Annotated in this window: 12 protein-coding genes; 5 read left to right on the top strand and 7 right to left on the bottom strand. The window is 71.1% G+C overall.

Features of this window, described 5'->3' with window-relative positions; all coding sequences use genetic code 11:
• Positions 1-63: 63 nt before the first annotated feature.
• The gene (locus AB0B96_RS19020) at positions 64-1,056 is read left to right on the top strand and encodes a LacI family DNA-binding transcriptional regulator (protein ID WP_362900229.1); all 993 of its coding nucleotides are present in this window, start codon (positions 64-66) and stop codon (positions 1,054-1,056) included.
• Between the two features lie 185 nt (positions 1,057-1,241).
• Here AB0B96_RS19020 and AB0B96_RS19015 read toward each other — a convergent pair whose 3' ends face one another.
• From AB0B96_RS19015 to AB0B96_RS19000, 4 genes are all read right to left on the bottom strand, one after another.
• Positions 1,242-1,988 carry a hypothetical protein gene (locus tag AB0B96_RS19015; protein ID WP_350946690.1) on the bottom strand — a complete coding sequence of 249 codons (747 nt, stop codon included), beginning with the start codon at positions 1,986-1,988 and terminating at the stop codon, positions 1,242-1,244.
• Between the two features lie 126 nt (positions 1,989-2,114).
• Positions 2,115-2,960, bottom strand: coding sequence for a sugar phosphate isomerase/epimerase (locus tag AB0B96_RS19010; protein WP_350946691.1), 846 nt, complete (start codon positions 2,958-2,960; stop codon positions 2,115-2,117).
• Positions 2,957-4,105, bottom strand: a complete 1,149-nt coding sequence (locus AB0B96_RS19005) for a dihydrodipicolinate synthase family protein (RefSeq protein ID WP_362900226.1) — start codon at positions 4,103-4,105, stop codon at positions 2,957-2,959. The genes AB0B96_RS19010 and AB0B96_RS19005 overlap by 4 nt, the downstream gene beginning before the upstream one ends.
• Entirely contained in the window at positions 4,105-5,247 is a 1,143-nt protein-coding gene (locus AB0B96_RS19000; RefSeq protein WP_362900224.1) for a Gfo/Idh/MocA family oxidoreductase, read from the bottom strand. The genes AB0B96_RS19005 and AB0B96_RS19000 overlap by 1 nt, the downstream gene beginning before the upstream one ends.
• Before the next feature lie 472 nt (positions 5,248-5,719).
• On the opposite strand from AB0B96_RS19000, the gene AB0B96_RS18995 reads away from it, so the two are divergent.
• A complete protein-coding gene (locus AB0B96_RS18995) occupies positions 5,720-6,364 on the top strand; it encodes an HNH endonuclease family protein (protein ID WP_362900222.1) in 645 nt (214 codons plus the stop codon).
• Positions 6,365-6,765: 401 nt separating this feature from the next.
• Entirely contained in the window at positions 6,766-7,239 is a 474-nt protein-coding gene (locus AB0B96_RS18990) for an ATP-binding protein (protein WP_362900220.1), read from the top strand.
• Positions 7,240-7,347: 108 nt separating this feature from the next.
• Here the strand turns inward: AB0B96_RS18990 and AB0B96_RS18985 are convergent, their stop codons facing one another.
• Together AB0B96_RS18985 and AB0B96_RS18980 are read right to left on the bottom strand one after the other, a co-directional pair.
• Positions 7,348-8,574: a ribonuclease D gene (locus AB0B96_RS18985; protein WP_362900218.1), complete on the bottom strand. Its 1,227-nt coding sequence runs from the start codon at positions 8,572-8,574 to the stop codon at positions 7,348-7,350.
• The gene (locus AB0B96_RS18980) at positions 8,571-9,167 is read right to left on the bottom strand and encodes a DUF3000 domain-containing protein (RefSeq protein ID WP_350946697.1); all 597 of its coding nucleotides are present in this window, start codon (positions 9,165-9,167) and stop codon (positions 8,571-8,573) included. Before AB0B96_RS18980 ends, AB0B96_RS18985 begins: the two co-directional genes overlap by 4 nt.
• 138 nt (positions 9,168-9,305) lie before the next feature.
• Here AB0B96_RS18980 and AB0B96_RS18975 point away from each other — a divergent pair, with 138 nt between their 5' ends.
• Positions 9,306-9,446 carry a hypothetical protein gene (locus tag AB0B96_RS18975; RefSeq protein ID WP_362900216.1) on the top strand — a complete coding sequence of 47 codons (141 nt, stop codon included), beginning with the start codon at positions 9,306-9,308 and terminating at the stop codon, positions 9,444-9,446.
• 420 nt (positions 9,447-9,866) lie between these two features.
• Entirely contained in the window at positions 9,867-10,904 is a 1,038-nt protein-coding gene (hemE, locus tag AB0B96_RS18970) for a uroporphyrinogen decarboxylase (protein WP_362900214.1), read from the top strand.
• 133 nt (positions 10,905-11,037) lie between these two features.
• Here hemE and AB0B96_RS18965 read toward each other — a convergent pair whose 3' ends face one another.
• Complete coding sequence (locus AB0B96_RS18965) at positions 11,038-12,090, bottom strand: DUF4349 domain-containing protein (RefSeq protein WP_362900212.1); 1,053 nt, start codon at positions 12,088-12,090, stop codon at positions 11,038-11,040.
• Positions 12,091-12,096: the final 6 nt, after the last annotated feature.

The raw sequence follows: 12,096 nt of genomic DNA, 5'->3' as shown, positions 1-12,096 counted from the left end.
TCCGGGGTGCGGGGCGAGGGTAACTCTGACAGACTTTGGAAAACGCTTTCCAGGAGGTTGTCGGTGGTCACGCTTGAGGATGTCGCCCGGCATGCGGGCGTCTCGCTCGCCACGGCGTCACGGGTGCTCAACGGCAGCACCCGGCAGGTGGGCGCACCCCTGCGGGCCAAGGTGGAGCTGGCCGCCGCCGAGCTGGGATACCGCACCAACGTGGCCGCGCAGACCCTCGCCAGGGGTGCGAGCAACGTGATCGGCCTGGTCGTCCACGACCTCACCGACCCCTACTTCGCCGCGATCGCCGACGGGGCGATGCGGGTCGCCGAGAGCCAGGGGCTCATGGTCATGATCGGCACCACCCACCGTGACCCCGAGCGGGAGATCGCCTATGTCTCGACGCTCAACGCGCAGCGGGTCCGTGCCGTGCTGCTCGTCGGCTCCCGGGTCACCGACCCGCGGACGACCCAGAGGCTCCGGGCGGAGCTCGACCGCTACCGGGAGTCCGGGGGCCGGGTCGCCTGCGTGGGCCAGGATCTGCTCGGCGTCGACACGGTGGTGCCGGACAACCGCCGGGGCGCCGCCGAACTGGCCCGCGCTCTCGCCGGGCTGGGGCACCGGAACTTCGCGATCCTCGCCGGGCCCGACTGGCTGATCGCGCCCAGGGACAGGGTGGAGGGCTTCGCCGGCGCGCTGGAGGAGCTCGGCCTGCCCGCGCCGCGAGTCCTGCACGGCACCTTCGACCGGGAGGGCGGCTACGCGGCGGCCACCCGGACCTCCGGGGTCACGTGCGTCTTCGCCGTCAACGACGTGATGGCGGTGGGCGCCCTCGCCTCCTTCAGAGACCGGGGCGTCCGGGTGCCCGAGGACGTGTCCGTGGCCGGGTTCGACGATATCTCCACCCTGCGCGACCTGGTTCCCTCGCTGTCCACGGTGCGGCTGCCGCTCGCCGACATGGGCGCCCGTGCGCTGGAGCTCGCCCTCGGCCCGTCCGAGGAGGTCCGGGCCGAGGCCGTGACCGGTGAGGTGATCCTCCGGGAGAGCAGCCGCGGCCTGGGATGACATGACAGGCGGTCGGGAGCCGGGACGACATGACAGGCGGCCACGGCCCGGAGAGGTACGGCAGAGGCCACGGCCCGGGGTGACACGACAGGTGGCCCGGACACCCCTGGGGCGGTCCGGGCCGATCGTGTGTCGCGGGAAAACGCGGCGAAACGTGGGGAGAAGGGAGACGCGGGGGAGCGGGGTCAGCGCATGCCGGGAACGGGGTTTCCCCGCTCGTTGACCGGCGGGACCATGATCTGCCCGCGCAGCCAGCGGATCGTCCTGATGACCCCGTCACCGTATCCGGGAGAGTGCTGGCGCCCCCGGCCGAGCTGCCGGGACACGTCCTCGGCCGCGCTCTCCTCCATGCCGAGGTTGAGGCCGGTCGGTCCGTGCATGGGGCGAGGCGTGTTGCGGACCGGGGACTTCCTGCGGGTGCCGAGCACCCATTCGCACACGGCGACGGTGCCCGCGCACCACTCCTTCTCCCACTCGCCCGCGGCGTTGGGCCGGCCCTGGCGGGCCAGCTCGGCGACGGCGGCGATCTCGTCCTCGGTGCGCAGGATCACGCCACGCCCGCCGACCAGGTGTCCCCAGCCTTCCGAGGAGCGGCGGCCGGGGATGGGCAGGCCGTCCTTGGCGCCGATCAACCAGTTCAGGGTGCTGATCACCCCGTCGGCCGGCAGGACCCGGCCCTCGCGCGGAACCCGCTCGGCGGCGTCGATCTCGGCGCGCGCCTCCGCGAGGGTGGGCGGGGATCCCGAGGAGGGACGACCGCTGATCGGCGCCTGCTCCCGCTTTCCCAGGGCCCAGAGAATCGCCTCTCCCTGGCCCGAGGGGGCGGAGTCGGGGTTGGCGGCCTCCCACTCCCTGATCGTCTCCAGCACGGCCATCACGTGTTCCGGCGGCCGCTGTATGGCGGGGCGGGCTTCGCTTTCTGCGGTCGTCATGTCCCTACCGTACGAGTACCTGACACGTCACTCCACCGTGAAGCGGTAATCCGGGCTCGGCGAATACGTTTTTCCTCCCGCTGGAACGGTCCTTCGCTCAGAAAAATCGTGGCGGGAGAGTGCCCGTCACCCCCCGACGAACTCGGCGAAGGCGGCCTTCACCCTGGACAGGATCTCGTCGGGGTCGGCCGCCCACACCTCGGCGTTGAAGATCTCGACCTCGACGTCCCCCGTGTAGCCCGCCTCGGCCACCGCCCGGGTCATCGGGGCGAAGTCGATGACGCCCTCACCCATGATCCCCCGGCCGAGCAGCACGTCGGCGGGGAGCGGCGACAGGAAGTCGCACACCTGGTAGCTCGCGATCCGGTCCGAGGCCCTCGCGATCTGCTCAAGCACCCGCGGGTCCCACCACACGTGGAAGGTGTCGACGACGACGCCCACCTGTTCGCAGGGGTGCGCCTCGGCGAGGTCGAGTGCCTGGGCGAGGGTGGACAGCACGGCCCGGTCGGCGCAGTACATCGGGTGCAGTGGTTCGAGGGCGAGCCTCACCCCGCGTTCGCCCGCGTACGGTGCCAGCACGGCCAGTGCCTCGGCGACCCGCTCCCGCGCCGCGGGCAGGTCGCGGGAGATCGTGCCGGGTGGCTCGCCGGGCACCACGCCGGGCAGGCCGCCGACCACCATGACCAGGCAGGCGGCGTTCAGCGCCGCGGCCTCGTCGATCGCCCTGCGGTTGTCGTCCAGGGCGTTCTGTCCGCCCGAGGTGAGGAAACCGCCCCGGCACAGCGACGACACCCGCAGCCCGGCGTCCGCGACGAGCTTCACGGTCTCCTCCAGGCCCGCCGCGGCGACGTCCTGCCGCCACAGGCCGATGGCCTCGACGCCGTGCCGCACGCACCCGTCGACGGCTTCGGCAACCGACCACCGTTTCGTGGTCCACTGGTTCAGCGAGAGACGGCTCGTTCGCGCGATCACAGGCCGTTCACCGCCAGCAGGGAGCGCATCCGGGAGACCGCCAGCTCGGGATCGGCCAGCAACCCGGCCCGGTCGGCCAGCCGGAACACCTCGGCCAGGTGGGGCAGGGATCTGGCCGCCTGAGCGCCGTTGACCATGCTGAAGGCGTCCTGGTGGCCGTTGAGCCACGCGAGGAGGACGATGCCCGTCTTGTAGTTGTACGTCGGCGCCTCGAAGATCTTCCGCGAGAGCGGGACCGTGGGCTCCATGATCTCGTCGTACCGTCGCAGGTCGCCCGCGTCGAGTGCCTCCAGGGCCGCGGCGGCGGCGGGGGCGATCGCGTCGAAGATCCCCAGCAGCGCGTGGCTGCCCGACGCGATCAGCGAGGGGTAGTTGAAGTCGTCGCCGGTGTAGAGCCGTACGCCCTCGGGCAGTGCCGCGCGCAACCCGATCTCGTGCTCGGCGTCCAGCAGCGAGACCTTGACCCCGTCCACCTTCGCCGCGTGGTCGCGGATCAGGGAGAGGAACGACGCGGTCGCCTCGGCCACGTCGCGCGAGCCCCAGTAGCCCGCCAGGTTCGGGTCGAACATCTCGCCCAGCCAGTGCAGGATCACCGGGCGGTCGACCCCGGAGAGCAGCTCGCCGTAGACCCGGTGGTAGTCCTCCGGACCTCGCGCGATCGCGGCCAGCCGGCGGCTCGCCATCACGATGACCCCGGCGCCCGCGTCCCGCACGGTCTCGATCTGCTCGGTGTAGGCCGCCACGATCTCGTCCAGGGTCCGGGCGTGCGGGGCCTGGTCGGTGCCCGCGCCGCAGGCCACCAGCTCCGCCGGGTCGCCGAAGGCCTTCGCCTCGGCGGCGCTGCGCCGGATCAGCTCGCGGGTGGCCGTCCAGTCGAGCCCCATGTTGCGCTGGGCGGTGTCCATGGCGTCGGCGACGCGCAGCCCGTACGACCACAGATGGTGGCGAAAACGCAGGGTGGCGTCCCAGTCGACGGCGGCGGGGGAGCCCGGGGTGTTGTCGCCGAGGGGATCGGCGACCACGTGGGCGGCGGCGTAGACGACGCGGCTCACGGCGGGGCCCGCGGGCCTGCTCCAGGTGACCGGCTCGCGCAGGGTGTGCTCCCCGCCGGGCAGCGTGATCCGCGCGATCCTCGGCGCGGCCATCACGGCTCCACCGGCAGGCGGCGGCCCTCCGCGGAGGAGCGCAGGCCCAGCTCGGCGAGGCGGACGCCGCGCGCTCCCGAGGCGAAGTCGTAGGGGAAGGGCGCGTCCTCGGCCACGTGGCGGACGAACCGCTCCCACTGGATCTTGAAGCCGTTGTCGAACTCCGTGTTGTCCGGCACCTCCTGCCAGCCGTCCCTGAAGCGGGCGGTGGCGGGCAGATCGGGGTTCCACACCGGCTTGGGAGTGGCGGCGCGGTGCTGGATCCGGCAGTCGCGCAGACCGGCGACCGCGCTGCCGTGCGTGCCGTCGACCTGGAACTCCACCAGCTCGTCGCGGTTCACCCTCACGCTCCAGGAGGAGTTGATCTGCGCGATGATCCCGCCCTCCAGCTCGAACACCCCGTAGGCGGCGTCGTCGGCGGTGGCCCGATAGGTCTCACCCCGCTCGTCCACCCTCTCGGGGATGTGGGTGACGGCCTGGGCGTAGACCGAGGTGACCCGGCCGAACAGGTTCTCCAGCACGTAGGCCCAGTGCGGGAACATGTCGAGGACGATGCCGCCGCCGTCCTCGGAGCGGTAGTTCCACGACGGGCGCTGCGCCTCCTGCCAGTCGCCCTCGAACACCCAGTAGCCGAACTCGCCGCGCACCGACAGGATCCTGCCGAAGAAGCCGCCGTCGATCAGGCGCCTGAGCTTGAGCAGGCCGGGAAGGAAGAGCTTGTCCTGCACGACGCCGTTCTTCACCCCCCTGGCGGTCGCGGCCTCGGCGAGCGCCAGCGCGTCCTCGTACGTCTCGGCGGTCGGCTTCTCCGCGTAGACGTGCTTGCCCGCCTCGATCGCCGCGAGCACGGCCTTCACGCGGGCCTGGGTGACCTGGGCGTCGAAGTAGATCAGGTTGGCGTCGTCGGCGAGGGCGGTGTCGAGGTCGGTGGTCCAGGACTCGATGTCGTGGTGGTCGGCCAGCCTCTGCAACTTCTCGGCGTTGCGGCCCACCAGCACCGGTCTGAGCAGGACCCTCTCGCCGCCCGACAGGGGCACGCCGCCCTGCTCGTTGATCGCCAGGACAGAGCGGACCAGGTGCTGGCGGTAGCCCATGCGGCCCGTGACGCCGTTCATCACCACGCCGATGCTTTGCGGGGACATCTTTCTCCGACCTCTGAGGAAAGCGCTTTCCTTTCCACCGTACGACAGTCGTCCCGCCTGCGGCAAGCGCCGGGCGATGTCCGGATGAGCGGGATGCCGGCCGGTGCCCCTCGGAGTCGCGGGGCGGGAACGCCGGCCGGGGCCGGGGCGAGGTCGCCGAGGTGGTCCTGAGGTCCGGACCGGAGGATTCCCGGCGTTTCCCGGAGATATTCCGGCGTTCACGAGATCTTTACAACACGTTCGCGAGAAAAGGGCGGGTGAAAGAGAGCCTCGCGTTTTCCGTGTCCCACGTCATCGCAGCTGAAACGCGTCCGAGCGCGCATCAGGGCAGTATCCGACCAAGCACGTCCTGACTCGTCGTCAAAGCATGACATTTCCGTATTTGTCATGAGTTGAGACGTTCCGTCTGTCCTCCTCTCGCCGTGCCCAGACCCCTCGACTGGCCGAGGTGGAGCGACAGAAGGGGCCACTCGTGAAACGAGTCGTCACCGGGATTTCCGCTGCCCTCACGCCGATTCTCCTCACCGTCTCCCTGGCCGTCTCCCTGACGACAGGGGCGGCGTCGGCGACCCCGCCCAACATTCCCTCCGCGGCCACCGCCGCGAGCAGGCTCGCGACGCTCACCGTCGCCGCGGAGACGAACCAGTCCTCCTACAGCCGGTCGTTGTTCAATCACTGGATCACCATCAGCGGCTCCTGCAACACCAGGGAGACGGTGCTCAAAAGGGACGGCACGGGAGTGGTCGTCGACTCCGGTTGCGCGGCCGTCTCCGGCCGGTGGTACTCCCCGTTCGACGGCGCCACCTGGACCGCCGCGAGTGACGTCGACATCGACCACATGGTGCCGCTGGCCGAGGCGTGGCGTTCGGGTGCCTACGCGTGGACCAGCGCGCAGCGCCAGGAGTACGCGAACGATCTGGGCGGGCCCGAGCTGTGGGCGGTGACCGACAACGTCAACCAGGCCAAGGGCGACCAGGACCCCTCGACGTGGCGGCCACCGCTGGCGAGCTTCCACTGCACCTACGCCAGGGCGTGGATCCAGGTGAAGTACTACTGGAAGCTGACCCTGCAGAGCTCGGAGAAGAGCGCCCTGCAGAGCATGCTCGCGAGCTGCTGAGCCTCCCGCCCCGCCGGCCCCCGCCGTCCCCGCCCTGTTCGGGGCCGCCGTCCCCGCAGTCCGGGGCCGGTGTCCCCGAGCCCCCGGGGGCGGTGGCGGTGGGGGCCCGGCCTCCGGAGCCGTGACGTCGCGAAGAGGATGATCATCTTGGTTGCGTGATATTCCGTGGCACTGAATGTCCGCCGAACTCCATATCGGATCGCATTCCTCATGAAAGGCCGACATTGAGACCGGTGCGGGTGAATGCCCCGGGTTATTCGACGGCCGCGCGGAAAATGCCGGGAAGCGCTGGGCTGTCATGTGTCGAGCCGGACACGAAGGGTAGTCGTTCTTCGAAGGGATTCCCCGCGAAGGTGGATGTGAAGACGGCGATTCGTGAAACCAGGTGGAGGGCTTCGGGCATGAAGACGGGAAAACTCACGGAGGTATTTCTGGACAGCGCCTACGAATCGGTCGGACGGGCCCGCCATGAGACGCGTGAGGCCCTCGGTCCCGACCACGTCCTGCTGTCCGATGTCGTCCAGGTGGTCTCCGAGTTGCTGGCGAACGCCGTGGAGCACGCCGACCCCGGCCTGGTGGACGACCTGATCGGTCTCACCCTGACCGCCACCCACGACTCCGTCCACGTCGAGGTCTCCGACCCCGGCTCCGCCTCTCGTGCGCCGCACATCTCGTGGCGCCGGCCTTTCGAGGCCAGGCGCGGTCGGGGCCTGCTCATCGTCGACCGGCTCTCCGGTGGACGCTGGGGGACCCGCGAGCACGGCCGCGGGCTGGGCCGGACGGTGTGGTGCGCCATCCCCTACGTGCGGCCGGAGCCGGCCGGTGACGAGAGCGACGAGGCGGAACGCCCTCTTTCCGCGGCCTGCCGGAACTGAGCCGGCCTGGAGCGTTCCCGAGGCCGGGGATCCGGGCCGGTGTGGACGTGCTCGGCCCGGTCCCGGGAGTGGAACGGGAAGTGATCTACTTTGTAAAGGGCGGGGGCCTCACGCCTGACCCTTGATCTCCAAACGGAGCAGGGCCTTGGCGATCGGATGGGCCGTCAGCCCGATCTGCCACTCCCTGGCACCCAGCTCACGCAGCCGGGCGACCACGCTCTCGTCACTGATGACCGGGGGTGGCTCCCAGGTCAGGCGGCGTATCGCGTCGGGCTGGATCAGGTTCTCCGCGGGCATGTGATGCTCGTCGGCGAGCGCGGCCACCACGGCCCTGGCGGCGGCGAGCCGGCGGGCGGCCACCGGGTCGCGGTCCATCCACCGGTTGGCCGGTGGCGGCCCGTCGCCGGGGGCGCTGGGCTGCGGCAGCTCCGAGTCGGGCAGTGAGCGGGCGGTGCCGATCGCAGCCAGCCAGTCGCGCAGGTGCCGCCGGGCGCTGCGGCCGGTGAACGGGGGAATGTCGGTGAGCGCCTTGGTGGTGCGGGGCAGCTCAAGCGCGGCTGTCACGATCGCCGAGTCGGGCAGGACCCGGCCGGGGGCGACGTCGGACTGGCGGGCGAGCTCGTCGCGGAGTGTCCACAGCTCCCGCACCACCGCCAGCCCGCGCAGCGAGCGGACCTTGTGGATCCCCGAGGTTCGCCGCCACGGGTCGGAGCGCGGGGCCGGCGCCTTGTGTGCGAGCACGGCGGCGAACTCCTCCCGCGCCCACTCCAGCTTGCCGCTGGAGATCAGCTCCTCGTGCAGGACGTCGCGGAGCTCGATCAGGACCTCGACGTCGAGGGCGGCATAGCGCAGCCAGTCTTCCGGCAGAGGTCGGGTGGACCAGTCGGCGGCCGAGTGGCCCTTCTCCAGCCTGAATCCGAGGACGTTCTCGACCATCAGGCCGAGCCCGACCCGCTCGTAGCCGAGCAGTCGACCGGCCAGCTCGGTGTCGAACAGCTCTCGCGGGTGGAAGCCCACCTCCGCCAGGCACGGCAGGTCCTGGGAGGCCGCGTGCAGCACCACCTCCGCGTCGGCGAGCGCCGCGTCGAGCTCCGACAGGTCGGGACAGCGGATGGGGTCGATCAGGGCGCTTCCCGCGCCCGCGCGGCGCAGCTGGACGAGATAGGCGCGGCCGCTGTAGCGGTAGCCGGAGGCGCGCTCGGCGTCGACGGCGACGGGGCCTGTGCCCTCGGCGAAGGCGCGTACCACGCGCGCGAGAGCCGCCGGATCCTCGACGACGGGTGGGATTCCCTCACGAGGTTCCAGCAGCGGGACTACGGTCGTCTCATCGGTCACGTTCTGAAGGGCTCCGGATCTTCGCGACGGCGCGGCGGCAGGGCCGCCACGTCGGGTGGCAGGGGTGGCATGCCCGCGGCAAGGCACATCAGGTCGCACCAGGCGGCGACATGGCCGGAGAGGTCCTCCTGCAGCGGCGACCAGGATGCGCGCAGCTCCAGCTCCGTGGTCACCGGGTCTTCGGCCTTGTTGCCGAAGCCCTCGGAGACCGCCCGGGTGACGGTGCCTCCGGCGGCGGCGTAGCCGGCGCCGTGGGCGTCGAGCGACTCGGTGAGCCAGCTCCACGCGACGGGTCCGAGCAGCGGGTCTTCGGTGATCTCCGGCTCCATGTCGGCTCGCACGTAGGCGACGAGCCTGAACTGGCCGTCCCAGCCGCGTTGGCCGTCGGGGTCGAAGAGCACGATGAGGCGGCCGACCGCGAGCTCGTCGTCGTCGCGGTACACCGACGCGCCGATCGCGGCCGAATAGGGGGCCAGGCGCTGCGGGGCCGGGATGTCCTCCAGCTCGATCTCGGGCCTGACCTCCGCGGGGCGCATGCTCGCCACCGCGCGCCTGAAGGCGGCGGGAGCGGGCGGCGCGTCACCGACGGTCATATCGGAAGCGTAGGTCGAAACTGATCGCATGGGGACCACTGGGGTGCGTATAGGAGCCATTGGAACCGATCAAGCCGCTGCCGACGGCCTGCGAGGGGCGAGGGTGAGCCCGCCGACGGGAACTTCCGGGAGGAGCTCGTGACCGCGCCCGGCGCGGACCCGTTCCGTGTCGGCCCATTCGTGACGCTCGCCCCGGTCGTGGCCGCGGGGATGGGACCGTTGGTGGGGACCCCGCCCGCGGGCGCAGGAGGCACGGTGCTCACCGCGACGTTCGGGTGAACTCCACATGGTGGACATCGCACGGGCCTTTCGTCGGGTCGTGGTCCGACGTTGGCACGTCGCGCCGACATTTCCGCGCAGCGTGCTCGGCGTGTCCCCAAAGTGGTGCGGGAATCGATGCCGCGCGGTGACTTGGCGAACATTTGGACCAGCCGAGGGCCGGGCCAGGATCGCCGATGAGAGGAACTGTACCCGGAAACATGATCGCCTCGCTCCGCCCGTTGTCATCTGCCGCGTGCCAACATCGGATTTCAGTGGACGAAGCTCTCAAAACCGGTAAAGCGCGATCGTTGTCATCGCTTGACAGTGTCTGTGGGGTGTGACGTGCGATCTCATTGAATAGTCGGTGATTTCGTATTGAACTCATCGGTCGAGGGCCTTGGTGAGCCGAGCGGTCTGTCGGCATGGCACCCTGGTGGGGTGACTTCCGAGCTCGTCGACTCCGCTTTCCTGCGTGCCTGCCGCCGCCGGCCCGTTCCTCACACGCCAGTGTGGTTCATGCGCCAGGCCGGTCGCTCGCTGCCCGAATACCGGGCGCTTCGCGAGGGAGTGCCGATGCTCACGGCCTGCGCCACCCCCGAGCTGGTCGTGGAGATCACGATGCAGCCGGTCCGCCGCTACGGCGTGGACGCGGCCATCCTCTTCAGCGACATCGTGGTCCCGCTCAAGGCGATCGGCGTCGACCTCGACATCAAGCCGGGCGTCGGACCGGTGGTGGCCGCGCCGATCAGGGACGCCGAGGCGGCCAAGGCGCTGCGGCCGATCGAGCCGGACGACGTCTCCTACGTCACCGAGGCCGTCCAGGCGCTGACGAAGGAGCTGGGCGCGACCCCCCTCATCGGGTTCGCGGGAGCGCCGTTCACGCTGGCCTCCTACCTCATCGAAGGCGGCCCCTCCAAGAACCACGACCACACCAAGGCCATGATGTACGGCGAGCCGGAGCTGTGGCACGCCCTCATGGACCGGCTGACCCAGATCACCCTGGGCTTCCTGCGCGTGCAGCTCGCCGCCGGGGCCTCCGCCGTCCAGCTCTTCGACTCCTGGGTCGGCGCGGTGTCACCCGACGACTACCGCGAGTTCGTCCTCCCCTACACCAGCCGGATCTTCGCGGGCCTGGCGGACCTGGACGTCCCGCGCATCCACTTCGGTGTCGGCACCGGCGAGCTGCTCGGCCTGCTCGGTCAGGCGGGGGCCGACGTCGTGGGCGTCGACTGGCGGGTCCCGCTCGACGAGGCCGCCTCGCGGGTCGGCCCCGGCAAGGCGCTGCAGGGCAATCTGGATCCGGCGATCCTGCTCGCCCCCTGGAAGGTCGTCGAGCGCCGCGCGGGCGAGATCCTCGCCCGCGCGGCCGAGACCGAGGGCCACGTGTTCAACCTGGGCCACGGAGTGCTGCCCGGCACCGACCCCGACCAGCTGGCCCGCCTCACCGACTTCGTCCACGAGACCTCGGCCCGCTGACCGGACCCGGCTCCCCAGCCGGAGCCGCTCCATCGCGGGCGGTCGGACGCCCGGCCCGCGCGCCCCGGGAGTTTACCCGAGGGCGCCTCGGAGGTGCTCCGCGCCGCACCCGGAGTGATCACGCCTCGGGCGTTCACCCGGGGGCGCCTCCCCGCCCCGGGCTCATGGGAACCGGTCCTCCGCCCTCGCTCTCCTTCGCGTCCTCGCCGTCCTCCGCCTCGTCGTAGCGATCCGGCTCGGGGTCCTCGGGCGCGGGGCCGAGTGGCCTGTCGCCACGTCCTGAGCGCCGTCCGCGGCGCAGGAGGGCCACCGCGAGCCAGACCAGGCCGATGAGGACGAGCCAGGGGAGCAGTACGCCCAGGAGCGTCAGGCCGACCTTGACGGCGGTGACGAAGGCGCTCCACCCCGTCCGCAGGCCGCCGAGGAAACCGGACGGCTCGTCCTCCTCCTGCGGAACCACCGTCGCGGGGCCGACCAGGTTCAGCGTCAGCGTCGCCACGCTCGTCTGTGAGGCGAGGGTCTTCTGCCTCGCCTGCAGGGACTCCAGCTCGCTCTCGCGGTTGGAGACCTCCCGCTCCACCTCGAGCACCTCGCCGATGGTGTTGGCCCGCTTCAGCAGTGTGCGCAGCGAGTCGAGCGCGGCCTTCGCCGACTTCAGCCGGCTCTCCACGTCGGCCACCTGCTCGGTGACGTCCTCGGTGTTCTGCTGCAGCGACTCGCGGGTGCCCAGATCCTTGCCCAGCCGGTCGAGCGCGCCGGGATAGTTCCCCGGCGGGATCTTGAAGACCAGCGTCGCGGAGCCCTCGCCGCCGGAGTGGGCGTCCGACCTCTCCATGGCCAGGTAGCCGCCCGCGGCGGTGACGATCTGCCGTGCCCGCTCGGCGGCGGCGGTGACGTCCTTGGCCCTGACCGTCATCTCCGCCGTGTAGATGATCGCCCTGTCCTGTGGGACCACCTTCACCTGGGCGGTCTTCTGTGCCTCGTTCTTCGGGGCTGTGTCCCTGCCCGAGGCGTCCTGCGGGGCCGCCTCGCCGACCTGGACGTCCCCCCGAGCACCGGAGCCGGCGGCGGGTGCCGCGGCGTCGGACGCGCTCTGCGACCCGCCCCCTCCTCCGCAGGCGGACACCAACAGCGCCAGGGCCACCAGGGGAGCGGCCAGGCGCGGACCACACCGGATTCTGCTCACTGATCT

The sequence above is a fragment of the Streptosporangium sp. NPDC049046 genome (assembly GCF_040649155.1).
In the GTDB taxonomy this organism is placed as follows: domain Bacteria; phylum Actinomycetota; class Actinomycetes; order Streptosporangiales; family Streptosporangiaceae; genus Streptosporangium.
This window is presented reverse-complemented; position numbering and strand designations above follow the sequence as displayed.

Coding starts and splice junctions, on each gene's coding strand:
- AB0B96_RS18990 (WP_362900220.1), top strand. CDS start 6,766: ATGAAGACGGGAAAACTCACGGAGGTATTTCTGGACAGCGCCTACGAA.
- AB0B96_RS18980 (WP_350946697.1), bottom strand. CDS start 9,167: ATGACCGTCGGTGACGCGCCGCCCGCTCCCGCCGCCTTCAGGCGCGCG.
- AB0B96_RS19000 (WP_362900224.1), bottom strand. CDS start 5,247: ATGTCCCCGCAAAGCATCGGCGTGGTGATGAACGGCGTCACGGGCCGC.
- AB0B96_RS19015 (WP_350946690.1), bottom strand. CDS start 1,988: ATGACGACCGCAGAAAGCGAAGCCCGCCCCGCCATACAGCGGCCGCCG.
- AB0B96_RS19005 (WP_362900226.1), bottom strand. CDS start 4,105: ATGGCCGCGCCGAGGATCGCGCGGATCACGCTGCCCGGCGGGGAGCAC.